At 64.9% G+C, this 15,792-nt stretch carries 15 protein-coding genes and 1 tRNA gene; 4 read left to right on the plus strand and 12 right to left on the minus strand.

Translation table 11 applies throughout. The features are described 5' to 3' along the window. Nucleotides 1–161: 161 nt before the first annotated feature. The 4 genes from RFN28_RS07930 to RFN28_RS07945 form a co-directional block, all read right to left on the minus strand. Entirely contained in the window at nt 162–1,439 is a 1,278-nt protein-coding gene (locus RFN28_RS07930) for an ABC transporter substrate-binding protein (protein ID WP_320286820.1), read from the minus strand. A gap of 27 nt (nt 1,440–1,466) precedes the next feature. Further along, entirely contained in the window at nt 1,467–2,669 is a 1,203-nt protein-coding gene (locus RFN28_RS07935; RefSeq protein WP_320286821.1) for a PLP-dependent transferase, read from the minus strand. Continuing rightward, nucleotides 2,666–3,397, minus strand: coding sequence for a FadR/GntR family transcriptional regulator (locus RFN28_RS07940; RefSeq protein WP_320286822.1), 732 nt, complete (start codon nt 3,395–3,397; stop codon nt 2,666–2,668). Before RFN28_RS07940 ends, RFN28_RS07935 begins: the two co-directional genes overlap by 4 nt. Nucleotides 3,398–3,576: 179 nt before the next feature. Further along, the gene (locus tag RFN28_RS07945) at nt 3,577–4,284 is read right to left on the minus strand and encodes a DJ-1/PfpI family protein (protein ID WP_320286823.1); all 708 of its coding nucleotides are present in this window, start codon (nt 4,282–4,284) and stop codon (nt 3,577–3,579) included. A gap of 86 nt (nt 4,285–4,370) precedes the next feature. On the opposite strand from RFN28_RS07945, the gene RFN28_RS07950 reads away from it, so the two are divergent. Beyond that, nucleotides 4,371–5,318, plus strand: coding sequence for a GlxA family transcriptional regulator (locus RFN28_RS07950; RefSeq protein ID WP_320286824.1), 948 nt, complete (start codon nt 4,371–4,373; stop codon nt 5,316–5,318). 84 nt (nt 5,319–5,402) lie between these two features. Here the strand turns inward: RFN28_RS07950 and RFN28_RS07955 are convergent, their stop codons facing one another. The 4 genes from RFN28_RS07955 to RFN28_RS07970 all read right to left on the minus strand — a co-directional run bounded on the left by RFN28_RS07955 (nt 5,403) and on the right by RFN28_RS07970 (nt 7,249). Further along, nucleotides 5,403–6,071: a DUF2161 domain-containing phosphodiesterase gene (locus tag RFN28_RS07955; RefSeq protein ID WP_320286825.1), complete on the minus strand. Its 669-nt coding sequence runs from the start codon at nt 6,069–6,071 to the stop codon at nt 5,403–5,405. Between the two features lie 62 nt (nt 6,072–6,133). Continuing rightward, on the minus strand, nt 6,134–6,484 hold the full coding sequence (locus RFN28_RS07960; protein ID WP_320286826.1) for a hypothetical protein: 351 nt from the start codon (nt 6,482–6,484) through the stop codon (nt 6,134–6,136). 135 nt (nt 6,485–6,619) lie between these two features. Continuing rightward, nucleotides 6,620–6,695: transfer RNA gene (locus RFN28_RS07965), tRNA-Ala, on the minus strand. A 164-nt stretch (nt 6,696–6,859) separates the two neighbouring features. Then, nucleotides 6,860–7,249, minus strand: a complete 390-nt coding sequence (locus RFN28_RS07970; protein ID WP_320286827.1) for a TIGR02300 family protein — start codon at nt 7,247–7,249, stop codon at nt 6,860–6,862. 195 nt (nt 7,250–7,444) lie between these two features. Between RFN28_RS07970 and aroA the strand changes: the two genes are divergently transcribed. The 3 genes from aroA to rpsA all read left to right on the plus strand — a co-directional run bounded on the left by aroA (nt 7,445) and on the right by rpsA (nt 11,618). Continuing rightward, nucleotides 7,445–8,803, plus strand: coding sequence for a 3-phosphoshikimate 1-carboxyvinyltransferase (aroA, locus tag RFN28_RS07975; protein WP_320286828.1), 1,359 nt, complete (start codon nt 7,445–7,447; stop codon nt 8,801–8,803). 264 nt (nt 8,804–9,067) lie between these two features. Next, nucleotides 9,068–9,718 carry a (d)CMP kinase gene (gene cmk / locus RFN28_RS07980; protein ID WP_320286829.1) on the plus strand — a complete coding sequence of 217 codons (651 nt, stop codon included), beginning with the start codon at nt 9,068–9,070 and terminating at the stop codon, nt 9,716–9,718. 202 nt (nt 9,719–9,920) lie between these two features. Then, a complete protein-coding gene (gene rpsA / locus RFN28_RS07985) occupies nt 9,921–11,618 on the plus strand; it encodes a 30S ribosomal protein S1 (protein ID WP_320286830.1) in 1,698 nt (565 codons plus the stop codon). A 77-nt stretch (nt 11,619–11,695) separates the two neighbouring features. Here the strand turns inward: rpsA and RFN28_RS07990 are convergent, their stop codons facing one another. The 4 genes from RFN28_RS07990 to RFN28_RS08005 all read right to left on the minus strand — a co-directional run bounded on the left by RFN28_RS07990 (nt 11,696) and on the right by RFN28_RS08005 (nt 15,724). Beyond that, nucleotides 11,696–12,403 carry an SDR family NAD(P)-dependent oxidoreductase gene (locus tag RFN28_RS07990; RefSeq protein ID WP_320286831.1) on the minus strand — a complete coding sequence of 236 codons (708 nt, stop codon included), beginning with the start codon at nt 12,401–12,403 and terminating at the stop codon, nt 11,696–11,698. Nucleotides 12,404–12,630: 227 nt separating this feature from the next. Further along, a complete protein-coding gene (locus RFN28_RS07995; RefSeq protein ID WP_320286832.1) occupies nt 12,631–14,211 on the minus strand; it encodes a 5-guanidino-2-oxopentanoate decarboxylase in 1,581 nt (526 codons plus the stop codon). Then, nucleotides 14,208–14,855, minus strand: coding sequence for a TetR family transcriptional regulator C-terminal domain-containing protein (locus RFN28_RS08000; protein ID WP_320286833.1), 648 nt, complete (start codon nt 14,853–14,855; stop codon nt 14,208–14,210). The genes RFN28_RS07995 and RFN28_RS08000 overlap by 4 nt, the downstream gene beginning before the upstream one ends. Continuing rightward, a complete protein-coding gene (locus tag RFN28_RS08005) occupies nt 14,852–15,724 on the minus strand; it encodes a dimethylarginine dimethylaminohydrolase family protein (protein WP_320286834.1) in 873 nt (290 codons plus the stop codon). The genes RFN28_RS08000 and RFN28_RS08005 overlap by 4 nt, the downstream gene beginning before the upstream one ends. Nucleotides 15,725–15,792 lie beyond the last annotated feature (68 nt).

Consider the following 15,792-nt stretch of genomic DNA (forward strand, 5'->3'; position numbering starts at 1 on the left):
GGGTGCCGGCGACGCAACAGGTTCCTTCTCCCCCGTTTTACGGGGAGAAGATGCCGGCAGGCAGATGAGGGGCGGCGCGAACCTGCGAAAGTATGGCGCTGCCCCTCGTCCGGCCCTTCAGGCCACCTTCTCCCCGGAGGCGGGGAGAAGGAAGAAGGGTGCTACTTCTTGTTCTTGGCCAGCCAGGCCTGCTGCTCCTTGGTCAGGAACGCGGCCCATTCGTCGGCCACGTCCTTGGCGGGCTTCTGGCCGAGCAGCACTTCCTGGAAGTTCTTGATCGCCACCTGGTCGACGAAATTGCCGAGGTTTTCCAGATGGGTCGGCGGCGTCACCATTTCATATTTGGAGCTGTCGCTGAGCTCGGTGAACCAGCCCTTGAACTGCTCGGTTTTGAAATGGGCGTCCTGGTCGGCGCCGTTGTGGATCGGGATGACGCCGACTTCCTTGGCCCATTCAAGATTGTCCTTCGGCGAAAGCAGCGTTGCCATCAGCTTCCAGGCCTCTTCCTTGTGCTGGGAATTGGCGAACATCGCCCAGCCGGCATAGCCCAGCGTCGGATAGGACTTGCCGCTCGGTCCGACCGGCAACGGCGCCACGGCAAAATCGTCGGCGCTCATCTTGTCGGCGATGCCGAGCAGCGCGTCGGGATCCTGGTTGAGCATGGCGCAAGTGCCCGAATAAAAGCCGGTCACCGTTTCGTTGAAGCCCCAGCTCACGGCATCCTTCGGCGCCAGGCCGTTCTTGTACATGTCGGCCAGCATCTGCAGGCCCTTGACCGAGCCCTCGTCATTGATGGTCGAGGTGCCGTCGTCGGTGAAGTACCCGCCCTTGCCGTCGGCGATGTTCATGAACATGTGCATGCCGTTGAAGGCGCCGGGGCCGCCGCGCAGGCAGTAGCCGTATTTGCCGGGGATGGCCGAGATCTTCTTGGAAAACTCGACGAACTCGTCGAGGGTTGCCGGCGGACGATCGAGCCCGGCTTGCTTGAACAGCTTCTTGTTCCAGAACAGCGCATTCACATAGTAGCCGTAGGGGATCATGAACTGCGTGTTGTTGACCGTCGAGCCGAACTGCTTGGCGCGCTCGCCGAGCGTCTTGGCATCGGGCCAGGTGGCCATGTACGGGCCGAGATCCTCGAGCTGGCCGTTGTTGGCATAGAGGCCCATCCAGCGCTCCGGCATCTCGACGACATCGGGCGTGTCGCCGGCCTGGACCATGGTGAGGAATTTTTCGAAGGCCTGACCCCACGGCAGCGAGACGAGCTCGACCTTGACGCCCGGATTTGCCTGCTCGAACTCGGCGAGCTGCTTCTTCAGGAATTCGGTGCGCGGCGGGCTGGTGATGACCTCGACCATCTTGATGGTGGTGTCGGCCAGCGCGGCTCCGGCGGAGATCGCCAGGCCGGCAGCGGCGGCAAGCAGGATTGTCAGTCTCTTCATGTTCAGGACTCCCATTTTGAACACTCGTTATTTTTTTGACTTGTCGAAGGCCTGGGCGATGTCGGCCCAGAGATCCTCGACGTTCTCCAATCCGACATTGAAGCGGATGGTTCGGGGGCTGACGCCGAAGCGCGCCATCGAATTGAGGCCCGGCGTCTGCTCGAGCGAAGCCTTCGCCGGCACGACCAGGCTTTCGTGGCCGCCCCAGCTGACACCGATGTGGAAGAGCTTCAGCGCATCGACGAAAGCCGGAATGTCGACATCCTCGGTGACCTCGAAGGAGAACAGCCCGGCATAGCCGGCAAGCGTCTTCTTGCCGGGATGATTGGAATAGGCGGGGTGGTTGACCCGCTCGACCTTGCCATGCGCCTTCAGCCGCTCGGCAAGGGTAAGCCCGCTCTTCATGTGATGCGGCAATCTGAGCGGCAGCGTGCGCAGGCCGCGCAGCAGGAGCCAGCCTTCGAAAGGCGAGAGCTTGCCGCCGAGCGAGGAATAGGTCTGCTCGTTGATGTGCTTGATATACGCGGCCGAGCCCGCCACCACGCCGGCGACGGTGTCGCTGTGGCCGCCGAGATATTTCGAGGCCGAATGCAGCACCAGATCGACGCCATGCGAGATCGGCTTCTGGAAGACAGGCGTGGCCCAGGAATTGTCGATGGTGGTGACGATGCCTTGTTCCTTCGCCAGCCGCGTGAGGTGCGCGATGTCCTGCAATTCGAACATCATCGAGGTCGGGCTTTCGAGATAAAGCAGCTTGGCGCCGGGAAGGGCCGCAGCAACCGCATCGGGATCGGAGCCGTCGACATAGTCGACCTTGATTTGCAGGCGCGGGAACAGGCGCTCGAACAGCCGGTACGCATCGCCATAGCAATTGCGCACCGTGACGATGCGCTCGCCGGCGCCGACGAAGGCAAGCACCGTGGCGCTGATCGCGGCCATGCCACTGGAGAAGCCGCGCGCAGCTTCGGCGCCTTCCAGCGCCGCGACGCGCGCCTCGAACTCCATCACCGTCGGATTGTCACCGCGCGAATAGATCGGCTGGCGGCGACGGCCGGCAAAGGTGTCGGCCATGTCGGCATAGCTATCGAAGGTGAATAGCGAGGTCTGATAGATCGGCGGCACCACCGCACCGCCGGGGAAAGGATCGTCATGCGCGAGAAGCGTGGCCGCCTCGCCCAGATAGTCGCTGGCCAAAGAGGCCGGATCGAAGGCGGTCGGGTGTTCGTTCATCTGCGGTCCGAAAGCTTGAGGTTGGCGGCACCGCGCTTCAGGTCGTCCTCGACGGTGGCGATGAGCTTCAGCGCCTCGGCGCGGGCTCCCTCCGGGTCGTGCGCGGCGATGCAGTCGAAGATGGTGCGGTGGTACGGAAAGCTAGCATGGCCGAAATCGCGCACGCCCAGCGGATGTTCCCAGAAGCGGTGGAACAGCTCATGCATGGCGCTGATGATCTGCTCGAACAGCGGATTGCCGGAGGCGCGGTAGATCGACTGGTGGAACTCCCAGTCCTCTTCCGAGGACATGCCGGCGCGGGCGTGGAAGGCTTCCTCCATGATGTCGAGCTTGCGCTCGATCTCGGCGATCTCGGCCTTGCCGGCGCGGACGGCGCAAAGGGCGGCCGCCTCGGCCTCCAGCGCACGGCGGATCTCCAGCGTGCGCATCAGGCCGGCGAAGTCGTTGCCGCCGGCGAGCGTCAGCGGCATATGCAGCATGTCGGGCGAGACGGCGGCCTTGAGATACGTGCCGCTGCCCTGACGCCGCTCAACAAGACCCAGGCCCTCCCAGCGCGTCAGCGCCTCGCGCACCGTGTTGCGGCTGACCTTGAGGCGTTCGGCAAGGATGCGCTCCGTCGGCAGTTTTTCACCGGGGCCGAGAGCCTCCTGCCTCACAAAGCCCGCCAACGCCTTCAGCACCGCGTCATCGCGGGCGGTCGTCTGAATGGGCGGGAGGCTGTCTGTCACGCCGGCGGAGCCTAAAGTGGTTCAATGGTCCAACCAATTTCTGCACAGAGCGAGATGCGTGTCAACAGTCGAAACGCGGCTAGGCCGAACGGCGTGGATATGCGCCATTCGGCCATCTCTTTGTTTAAGCAATTCCGGACGGAAAACCGCTCACACTTTTCCTGGAATTGCTCAAGCTTTCAGGCGCAGATGCGCGCCGGCGTGGCGGCCGCGCGAGCCTCGCGCCAGCGAGCGAACATTTCCTCGCGAACCCGCCTCGAGGCCGAGAGCCGCTCTTTTGCCTCCGCCAGGACAGCCGGCGAAGCCTCGGCGGGCGTGCCGGATCGGAAGGGAGGCGCCGGCGCATATTCGAGCGAGAGTTGCACGGTCTCCGCTTCGGCCTGTCCGAGGAGCCTTGCGACCAGCGCCAGACCGAAATCGATGCCTGAGGTGACACCACCGGCGGTGATCAGCTTGCCGTCCTCGACGATACGCGCATCGACAGGGATTGCGCCGAACTCTTCAAGGAAATCATGCGCATACCAATGCGTGGTTGCCCGCTTGCCCTTGAGCAGCCCGGCCGCGCCGAGCACCAGGGCCCCGCTGCACACCGAGGTGATGTAGCGCGCCTGCGCCGCGCGCTCCCAGACGAAATCGACGACCGCCCGGTCCTCCAACAGCGCGTTGACGCCGCCTCCGCCTGGAATGCACAGAACGTCGAGAGGCGGGCAGTCGTCGAAGGTCGCCGTCGGCGTAAGGGAAAGACGCGTCGACGACGACACCGGATTGCGATCCTTCCAAATCAATTCCACCTCGGCGCCCTTGGCGGTTGCCAGGACTTCGTAAGGGCCGGTGAGATCGAGCTGCTGGACGTTGGGGAATACGAGAATGCCGAAACGAAGGGTCATCGAAATCTCCACAGGTTGACTGCGGGTAATCTATGGCATCATGCTTTGGCACGATCGCCAATCATCCCTCGTTTCAGGCCAAACCGATGCGCCGTATCGAAATCCTCGCTTATCCCGACGTCCAGCTCCTCGACGTCAGCGGACCGCTTCAGGTTTTCGCCAGCGCCAACGACTTCAGGACGCAGGCCGGCGAAGCGGCCGCCTATGAAATCGTCGTCGTCGCCGCCTCGCCACGGATAAGAACGTCGTCCGGCCTCGTGCTGGAGGCAGCAGCGCTGCCTGCGCACGGGCTCGAGATCGACACTGTGATCGTGCCCGGCGGCTGGGGCGTCAACGCCGCCTGCGACGATGCCGAGCTCGTCCAGTGGATCATCGGCCGCTCGCGCGATGCCACGCGAACAGCCTCCGTCTGCAGCGGCGCCATGCTGCTAGCCGAGGCAGGCCTGCTCGATGGCCGCCGCGCGGTCACCCATTGGGGGCGCTGCGCGGAGTTCGCCCGGCGATTTCCGGCGGTCCGGCTCGAACCCGACCCGATCTTCATTCGCGACGGCAATGTGTGGACGTCCGCCGGCGTGACGGCAGGCATCGACCTGGCGCTTTCCTTCGTCGAGGCCGACCTTGGCCGGCGCATGGCGCTCGCGGTGGCGCGCGAATTGGTCGTCTTCCTGAAACGCCCCGGCGGCCAGGCGCAGTTCAGCCAGACCCTCAAGCTGCAGGATGGCGACGAGCGCTTCGACAAGCTGCATGGCTGGATTCTGGACAATCTGGGCAGCGACCTTTCGCTGACGAGACTGGCCGAACGCGCCAACATGAGCCCGCGCAGCTTTTCGCGCCATTATCGGCAGGCAACCGGCCGCACACCCGCCCGCGCGGTCGAAGAGATCCGGATCGAGGCGGCGCGACGGATGCTGGAGCAGGGGCTAGCCGTCAACCAGACGGCCCGCCGCTGCGGCTTCGGCTCGGAAGAGACGATGCGACGCGGCTTCGTGCGCGCCCTCGGCACCAACCCGCGCGACTATAGGGAGCGGTTCTAGAGCGTTTCACGGAAACGCCGAGCGGAAAACCGCTACGCACTTTCCCTGGAATTGCTCTAGCGCCATTCCTTGCGCAGCGGTTCGCTAGAGCGAACCCTCGATCACTGCATGTGATTGGACAGCGATGTGGCCGATTTCGGTCAGCGCGTAGATGCCGCGCTCGGCCCGGGCGAACCAGCCATAATAGTTGTGCAGCAGGATGCTGGCCGCGCGCGGCGAAAGGGTTTTCAAATCGCGCGGCCGTTTCGGGCCGTCGGTCATGGCGGCGGCGCAGGCGAGAGCCTCCTGCCGGTAGGCGGTCATGATCGGTTTTTTTCGCGTGCTGCCGCCGATGGACGGATCGCCCTTGCGGCGGTGATGTTCCTCGACCAAACGCGAGCGGCGCCTCGGGTCGCGCCGCGGCGGCACGGCGGCGGGGCTGAGCAGCAACTCGACCCTGCCCTTTCCATCGACCGCCAGCAGACCGAAGCCGAGGCGGCGGCAGAGCGCGCGGAAGCGGCGGTCATGCTCGCGGCCCTTGCCGCGCGCCGACATCCGGGCGGCGAGCCAGACCTCGTCGCAGGCCGCCGCGCGATCGACGCCCTGCAGGACGAGCTCAAGATTGAATTGCAGCTTCAGCTCGCAGATGACCACCACGGGCGGCTCGCCATCGCGCAGCCCGACGATGTCGCAGCCGCCGACTTCACCCTTGACGGTGAAATCGAGGCTCTCGAGAAACCGCTTCACCGGGGCATAGAGGGACGTTTCCTGCATGGGAAAGGCATAGCCGATTCGAGACCAGCCGACACGGCAGAAGGCGACGCGACTGCCCGCCGCTATTGCCTGGCGAACGGCCCCCTATAGGTCTGGCCGGCAAGCGCATAGGTGGCGGACAATGTTCCGTCGGGCTGCATCGTAAAGGTGGCGTCCGCGCCATTCGGAAGACGCCCGAGCTTCAATGTGTTCCCGACGATCCGGCCGGCGCCGTCGGCCACGCCCGGCTTGTTGTCGGCCACATCGCCCCATGCGTAGCTGACCGTCACCTGCCCGCCCGGAGAAACCGTCAGCACGGCCAGCTTGCCTTCATACATGCCATCCAGCCGTCCGGCCCAAATTCCTGAAAACGCGGCATATCTGGCGGGGACACTCTTGCCGGGAGGCGTGATCGCCACGGTTTGGTCCAACACCGCCAAATCCGGAGAGACGGGCGCCGCGACAGCAGCCGGGGCAGGTTGCGGTGGAGGAGGCGGCGGCGCCTGGGACGCTGATTCGCAAGCCACGAGCGCCAATGCCACGAAACCGAGCATGAGAGAAAGACTGTTTGGTGGAGCCAATCGGAATCGAACCGACGACCTCTTGAATGCCATTCAAGCGCTCTCCCAACTGAGCTATGGCCCCACTCCCGGCAGTCGGCCGGCGCCGTTTCCGGCGAAGAGATCCGGCGCGACTGGGAACCGCGCCGTTGTTTAGTGCTGGCGGCTTCTAGCGCCGCCTTCGGTCAAGATCAAGCCTTGAAAAGCCGCTTTTTCGTCACAGGCCAAAATGGCCGGCAAACGATCAGATCAGACCTCGTCCTCGTCGTCGCCGACGCCGATCATGTCGGAGACGTCGTCGTCCTCTTCCTCCTCATCGGCAAGGAAGGTGTCGTCGTCATCGTCACCGAGATCGACATCCTCATCGTCGCCGAGATCGGGCAGATCGTCGCCGCCCTTGGCCTCGTCGTCCGCATCTTCCAGCGAGACGACCTCGGCGCCCTCTTCGTCCTCGGCGTCCAGTTCCTTTTCGGCGACGTCCTCGTCTTCCTCGAGCGCGGAAATCTTGCCTTCCTCGAAATAGGAACGCGGATAGCTCTTGCCGGTATAGGGCGAGACGATCGGGTCCTTGTTGAGGTCGTAGAATTTTCGACCCGTTTCGGGGTCGATACGCTTTGTGCCAAGTTCAGGTTTTGCCACGGCAAGCCTCGTCAAAAAAAGAATGGTCCCCTTAACCGCAGCTTACGGCGTTGTCAAAGCCAAAAGCCACCCTCTGAAAACCCGATTTTCAAAGCCCCGCGCGAGGGGATGACCATCGCGGCGCAGCGTGATAGGAGACCGCCGCAACATGACGAATTGAGCCGGCCCGCCGGCACCTTACTTGGAAAAGACAATATGTCTCACGCTGCCGCCCCGAAGCCGGCCACGGCCCGCAAATCTCCCGCTCTTGCCGGCGCGGCGCGGGTGCCGGGCGACAAGTCGATCTCGCACCGCTCCTTCATGTTCGGCGGGCTGGCCTCCGGCGAGACGCGCATCACCGGCCTGCTCGAAGGCGAGGACGTGATGCGCACGGGCGCGGCCATGAAGGCGATGGGCGCGCATATCGAAAAGAAGGGCGCCGAATGGGTGATCCGCGGCACCGGCAACGGCGCGCTGCTCGAGCCTGAAGGTCCGCTCGATTTCGGCAATGCCGGCACAGGCTCGCGGCTCACCATGGGCCTGGTCGGCACCTACGACATGGAGACGACCTTCATCGGCGACGCCTCGCTTTCCGGCCGGCCGATGGGCCGTGTGCTGGAGCCGCTGCGCCAGATGGGCGTGCAGGTGCTGAAGGCGGCGCCCGGCGACCGCATGCCGATCACGCTGCGCGGCCCCAAGCACGCCGCACCCATCACCTATCGCGTGCCGATGGCCTCCGCCCAGGTGAAATCGGCGGTGCTGCTCGCCGGCCTCAACACGCCGGGCATCACCACCGTGATCGAGCCGGTGATGACGCGCGACCATACCGAAAAGATGCTGAAAGGCTTTGGCGCGAACCTTTCGGTCGAGACCGACGAGCGCGGCGTGCGTCATATCTTCATAGAGGGCCAGGGCAAGCTCACCGGGCAGACGATCGCCGTGCCGGGCGACCCGTCCTCGGCCGGCTTCCCGCTGGTTGCTGCGCTCATCGTGCCGGGTTCGGACATTACGATCGAAAACGTGCTGATGAACCCGACCCGCACCGGCCTGCTTCTCACATTGCAGGAAATGGGCGGCCGCATCGACATCCTCAATCCGCGCAATGCCGGCGGCGAGGATGTCGCGGACCTGCGCGTGCGCTCCTCCAACCTCAAGGGCGTCGTGGTGCCGCCGGATCGGGCGCCGTCGATGATCGACGAATATCCCGTGCTGGCCGTCGCCGCGAGCTTCGCCGAAGGCGAGACACTGATGCAGGGGCTCGAAGAGCTGCGGGTCAAGGAGTCCGACCGGCTGGCGGCGGTGGCCAATGGCCTGAAGCTCAACGGCGTCGACTGCACCGAGGGCGAAGCTTCGCTCACCGTGCGCGGCAAGCCCGGCGGAAAAGGTCTGGGTGCTCACCCCAACGGGCCGGATACGGCGGTGAAGACCCATCTCGACCACCGCATCGCCATGAGTTTTCTGGTCATGGGGCTGGCGACGGAGAAGCCGGTGACCATCGACGACGCCAACATGATCGCGACGAGTTTTCCGGAATTCATGGGATTGATGAAGGGGCTGGGCGCGGAGATCGAGTAGAGTGATGGCAACCGCAAAGCTTCGAGATTGGCATCCGACGTCCTTCCCGTCGTCATCCTGGGGCGAAGCAAGGAGCAAAGCGACGCGGCGCAGACCCCAGGATCCATGCCGTGACTTCGAAGCGCCGCAACGGTGCAGAATTCTGGTCCGTGGCGTTCTTGGGCTGATGTTACGGCATGGATCCCAGGGTCTCCACTTCGCTCCGCCCTGGGATGACGAAGGCGTGAGGGTTTGTCGCCACGCCAATGACGCGATGGCCCGCCCATGACTTGCCCCTTCACCATCGCCATCGACGGACCCGCCGGCGCCGGCAAGGGGACGCTGGCCCGTCGGCTGGCCGATCATTACCGGCTGAACCTGCTCGACACAGGCCTCACCTATCGCGCGGTGGCCCACAAGCTGCTTGAGCTCGGCCTGCCGCTCGACAATGTCTCGGCGGCCGAAACCGCGGCGCGGCAGGTGGACCTTACCAACCTCGACCGCACGGTGCTTTCGGCGCATGCGGTTGGCGAGGCCGCCTCGAAGGTCGCCGTCATTCCCACTGTCCGACGCATCCTGGTCGAAAAGCAGCGCGAGTTCGCCAAGGCGCCGCCGGGCGCGGTGCTCGACGGCCGCGACATCGGCACCGTCGTGTGCCCCGATGCCGACATCAAGCTCTATGTCACGGCAAGTGCTGCGGTGCGGGCGCAGCGCCGGCTGGCCGAGATCGAGAGCATGGGCGGCAGCGCCGATTTCGCCACCATCCTCGCCGACATAGAGCGCCGAGACGAGCGCGACATGGGAAGAGCCGACTCGCCGCTCAAGCCCGCCGCCGACGCGCACTTGCTTGATACCAGCGAAATGGCTATAGAGGCCGCGTTTCTTGCGGCCATGGCGATCGTTGACGACGTCCTGGCCAAGAGAAACAAGGCCTGATCCGGGTTTTCCTCGTATTTCCGTTGCCGGAGGCGAAGAAAGTACCCATATCGGGACGAACCAGCCTGCCAGCATTCTTCATGCGCCGGACTTGCCGCTTTAAGCGGCCCAGGGCTCTTCAGCCCGGAACGCCGGCAGGCTCACGCAACGCTAACCCACGGCGCCCGCTCCGCTATGATTGCTGAGCATTCCAGGAGAAACAATGTCAGCTGCAAATCCCACTCGCGATGATTTCGCGAGCATGCTCGAAGAATCATTCACCGCCGGCCATTCCGGCGAGGGCCAGGTTGTCCGGGGCACGATCACCGCGATCGAGAAGGACATGGCCATCATCGATGTCGGCCTGAAGGTCGAAGGCCGCGTGCCGCTGAAGGAATTCGGCGCCAAGGGCAAGGACTCCTCCCTCAAGGTCGGCGACACCGTCGAGGTCTATGTCGAGCGCATCGAGAACGCGCTTGGCGAGGCCATGCTGTCGCGAGAGAAGGCTCGCCGCGAGGAGAGCTGGGTGCGCCTCGAAGAGAAGTTCAGCAAGGGCGAGCGCGTCGAAGGCGTCATTTTCAACCAGGTCAAGGGCGGCTTCACCGTCGACCTCGACGGCGCCGTGGCGTTCCTGCCGCGCAGCCAGGTCGACATCCGTCCGATCCGCGATGTCTCCCCGCTGATGCACAACCCGCAGCCCTTCGAGATCCTCAAGATGGATCGCCGCCGCGGCAACATCGTGGTGTCGCGCCGCACGGTACTCGAGGAGAGCCGCGCCGAACAGCGTTCGGAGATCGTGCAGAACCTCGAGGAAGGCCAGGTGGTCGAAGGCGTGGTCAAGAACATCACCGACTACGGTGCGTTCGTCGACCTCGGCGGCATCGACGGCCTGCTGCATGTCACCGACATGGCGTGGCGCCGCGTCAACCATCCGACCGAGATCCTCAACATCGGCCAGACGGTCAAGGTTCAGATCATCCGCATCAACCAGGAAACCCATCGCATCTCGCTCGGCATGAAGCAGCTCGAGAGCGATCCGTGGTCGGATATCGGCACCAAGTTCCCGATCGGCAAGAAGATCAAGGGCACCGTCACCAACATCACCGACTACGGCGCGTTCGTCGAGCTGGAGCCGGGCATCGAGGGCCTCATCCACGTTTCGGAAATGTCGTGGACGAAGAAGAACGTGCACCCCGGCAAGATCCTGTCGACGACGCAGGAAGTCGACGTGGTGGTGCTCGAGGTCGATCCGGCCAAGCGCCGCATCTCGCTCGGCCTCAAGCAGACGCTTGAGAACCCGTGGGAAGCCTTCGCGCGCAACCATCCGGTCGGCAGCCAGGTCGAGGGCGAGGTCAAGAACAAGACCGAGTTCGGCCTGTTCATCGGCCTGGAAGGCGACGTGGACGGCATGGTGCACCTCTCCGACCTCGACTGGACCCGTCCGGGCGAGCAGGTCATCGAAGAGTACAATCGCGGCGACATGGTCAAGGCGCAGGTGCTCGACGTCGACATCGAGAAGGAGCGCATCTCGCTGGGCATCAAGCAGCTGGCCCGCGACACCGTCGGCGAGGCGGCGAGCAGCGGTGAACTGCGCAAGAACGCCGTCGTCACCTGCGAGGTCATCGCGGTGAAGGATGGCGGCCTGGAGGTGCGGCTGGTCGACAGCGGCCTCGAGACCTTCATCAAGCGCTCCGACCTTTCCCGCGACCGCGACGAGCAGCGCCCAGAGCGCTTCACCGTCGGTCAGAAGGTCGACGCCCGCGTCATCGCCTTCGACAAGAAGACCCGCAAGCTGCAGGTCTCGATCAAGGCGCTGGAAATCGCCGAGGAGAAGGAAGCGGTCGCCCAGTACGGCTCGACCGACTCCGGTGCGTCGCTCGGCGACATCCTGGGCGCGGCGCTGAAGAAGCAGGGCAACTAAGCTCTTTCGCCAGGACCAAACAAAAACCCCGCCGGATCGCTCCGGCGGGGTTTTTGTTTGTCTGACCAGTTGGCGTCTCAGGCCCGGCCGTAGAGCGGCACCAGCGTGCCGCTCATCGCCTGGTTGGCGGGCGAGGCAAGATAGGCGATCGCCTCCGCAGCGGCCTCGAGGCTGACCCATTTGGTGAAATCGGCGTCGGGCATGTCGGCGCGGTTGGCGGGCGTGTCGAGCGTCGAAGGCGCGACCGCATTGACCAGGATGCCCTTGTGCTTCAGTTCCTCGGCCATCGCCTGCGTCATCGCGGCGACGGCCGCCTTGCTGGCGGCATAGGCGACCATGCCAGAACCACGGCGCGGATCAACGCCGGCGCGCGCGGTGACGTTGACGATGCGGCCCGCCGTGCCCGACGCCAGCATCGAGCGCACCGCGGCCCGACTGCAGAGGAAGGCGGTGCGGGCATTGGTGTCCATCATCTCGGCAAAGGATGCCGACTCGATCTTCTCAACCGGTGCCATGGTGAAGCCACCGGCAAGGTGGATCGAAGCCCAGAGCTCCGGGACCTGATAGTAAAAGGCTTCGACCTTGGCGGAGTCCGAGAGATCGACATTATGCGCCAGGTGGACGCTGGCATGCGCCGCGTAGGGAAAATGCGGCGGAGCCGCGGCATGGGCATTAGGCACATGGCAGATCGCGCCCTGCTCCAGCAACCTGCCGACAACCGCGCCGCCGAGCGCCCCAGTGCCGCCCGTCACCACGACATGCCTGCCGTTAAGCGTTTCCGTCATATTTCGACTGCTCCTGTCGTATTCTTATGGTTATGCCGCCCCAGCATCGAACGTCGCGCCTTTCGGCCTGTCACTCAATTGAAATATCGACATGGCTGGCGTCCCGTCTTTGCATGCGTCGGGCCGGCGGAAAGATCGCGCCATCGCGTCCGGATCGGATCGGATTCACAATATGCAGAGCCGCGTTGCAATCTTGAGCCGGCAAATTGCTCGCGCCCGCCAATGCTTCAGTCGACCGTGATCTCGACCACCCGCGGCTTGCCGGCCGCTCGCGCACGCTTCAGCGCCTCGGCCAGGCCGCCGACCCCGGCCAGCCGCTCGGCCCCGATGCCATAGGCTTCGGCGAGCCTGCAGAAATCCGGCGGCGCCGGCGACACGCCGACTGGCTCGACGCCGACATCGAGCATCGAGCTCTCGATCTCGCGATAGCCGCGATTGTTCCAGACGACGAAGATCACGGGCGCCTTGGCGTCGAGCGCCGCGCCCAGTTCCGGTAAGGTGAACTGGAAGCCGCCGTCGCCGGCGAGACACACGACCGGAGCATCGGGCACGGCAAGGGCGGCGCCGATCGCCGCCGGCGGGCCGTAGCCAAGCGCGCCGAAGCCGGTCGCGGCGTTGAACCAGCCGGCTGGACGATCATGGTCGTAATAGAGGTTGGCGGCATAGATGGGCTGCGTCGAATCGCCGACGATGATCGCGCCGGGCAACGCGTCGCGGATCGCCTCCACCGCGCGCAGCTGCGCCAGATAGTCCGGCCTCAACTCTGCCAGCGCTGCCTCTCGTCCCGCCGCCGCGCGGGCCTCGCCGTCCTTCGCGGCGACATGAGCGGGGCCTAGCTCAGCCAGCAGCGCACGAAGCGCATCGGCGCAGTCGGCCTGGATCCCAACCGTCACCGGCCGGCGGGCGAGCTGGTCGGCGCCGATATCGATGCGGATGAGGTTCTGCGGCAGCACGAAGCCGCCGTCGCCATAGCCGTCATAGTCGGTCGGGCCGAATTCGGTGCCGGCGGCAATCACCAGATCGGCGTCAGCCATCAGCGCGCGCACCGCCTTCAGGCTGGGGCTTGCCGGCACGCAGAGCGGATGGGCATGCAACAGGCCGCGGGCATTGGCGGTCTCGACCACCGGCGCGCCCAACGTTTCGGCGAAGCGCGTGAGCGCCGCATCGGCCTTCTTGGCTCCGCCGCCCGCGAGGATCAGCGGCCGGCGAGCCGCCTTGATCAGCCTCGCAGCGTCGCCGATCGCCGTTGCCGCCGGAGCTGGCGGCGCGGCATTGCTGAGCACCGGCGCGAGCCCGTCGGCGGGCTTCACCATGACGTTGGTCGGGATCTCAATATGGACCGGACCCGGACGTGACGAGGAGAAAACGGCGAAGGCGCGGGCGAGCGCGCTGGGCAGTTCCCCGGCTTCGGTGACGCGCTCAGAGAACAGCGCCACCTTCTCCATCATGCCGCGCTGGTCGGGCAGCTCGTGCAGGAAGCCAAGGCCCCTGCCGAGCGTGTCGGTGGCGTTGACGCCGGAGATAACCAGCATCGGCACCGAATCGGCGCGCGCCTGGCCCATGGCGGTGATGGTGTTGGTCAGCCCAGGCCCGGTGATGACGAAAGCAACGCCCGGCCGGCCCCCGGCGCGCGCGTAGCCGTCGGCCATGAAGCCGGCGCCCTGCTCGTGGCGCGGCGTGACGTGGCGGATCGTCGAGCGCGCCAGCCCGCGATAGAGCTCGACCGTGTGCACGCCGGGAATGCCGAAGACGGTGTCGACGCCATGCGCCTCGAGCAAGCTGATGAGCGCTTCGCCGACGGTTGTCATTGCTCTTCTCCCCTTTCCGGCACGAGCCCAAGCTCTGCTTCGACAGCCTTGATGCCAATCGCCGCCAATTCGCCGGGCGAGAACATCTCGCTGGCCAGGCAGCCTTCGATCCAGAGCCCGTCGATGATCGCATTGATCGCGATGGCATGGTGGCGCAACTGGCTCGCGTCCGGCTCGCGCTGTTCGGCGGCGAGCACTTCGGCCACAACCGCTTCCACCTCGTTGCGAAAGCCAAGGTAGCCTTCGCGATGGGCACGGGCGAGCGTCGGATCCGCACCAGCGCGGCCGATGAAGGTTGCCCAGAGCGAAAACACCCGCGCGTCGATGATCGGCGCGTTGAGGTTGGCGGTGACGAAAGCCGCAAGGCGTTGGCGCGGCGAGGCGTCTTCCACGACCAATGCTGCTTTCGCCTGCTCGGTCATGCGGCCCATCAGCGCTGTATAGGCTTCCTGCAACAATTCTTCCTTGCCGGGGAAATAGTGCCGGATCAGTCCGGCGGTAACGCCGGCACGCAACGCGATGGTGCGCAAGGTGGCGCCCTGCAAGCCGTATTCTGCCACGCAGTCGAGTGTCGCTTCGATCAGATCCTGCCGCCGCCGCTCCTCGCCTTCGCGACGGAATTTGCGGCGGGATGGCGAAGTCATTGGCGCAGAATCGGCCGCGTCAGGCATGTCGGCCCGCCTTCACAGGCGATGCAGAGCGCGTCCGCCTCGAATATCTCAACCGTGCAGCCGGCGGCTTCCATCGCGACTTTGGTTTTGGGAAAGCCTGCAACTGCAATGACCTTGAGCGGGCTGGTCGGCAGCACATTCAGGCTGAGGCCGTTGGAAGCGGCGAACTCTTCGGCGTCGCCTTCGACCAGCCGGATGCCTCGCGCCTTCAGCATCTGATAGAAGGGAGCCGGCAAAAGCGGTGGATAGACCAGTGCGAGGTCGTCGGCGAGCGGGCTGATCACCGACATCAGATGCAGGCACGCCTCTTCGCCCTGCCACAGCGGCAGATCAAAGCCGTAGACGGAAATGCCCAGCGGCGTCAGCAGGTTGGAAACCTGCTGGATGCCTTGCTGGTTGGAGCGGACACCGCGCCCGATCGCCAGCGTGCGGGCATCCACCCATACACAATCACCGCCTTCGACCTGGCCAGGAGCCTCGACGCGGCCGAGGATCGGAATGCCCAGTCTTCTGTAGGTTTCCTCGTGCAGCGAGGGCTCCCTGGCGCGCAATGGCTTGCCCATGGACAGGATCAGCGCGCCATGGTCGGTCATCAGCGATGGGTCGTGCGTGAACACCGAATCCGAAAGGCCGTCGGCCTTGTCCTCGATCCATTCGATTTCGGCGCCGGAAGCCGCCACCAGTTCAGCAAGGAGCGCATGCTGCGACGCTGCTTTCGCCGGGTTGAACCCCGGACCATAATGCCAGGCAACTCCGTCGGCGTCGCGCATGGCGTTGGCCGCCGACCGCATCAGCACGCGCCGCAGCGGCGCCGCCATGGACTGTGATCCGAAAGCGCTCATCGATGCCCTTTTAAGCTGAAAAAAATCGAAAAAATTTCATGAAAGGCTATTTATACACTTGCGCAACA

Source organism: Mesorhizobium album, from assembly GCF_033977205.1.
GTDB classification, from domain to species: Bacteria; Pseudomonadota; Alphaproteobacteria; order Rhizobiales; family Rhizobiaceae; genus Mesorhizobium; species Mesorhizobium album.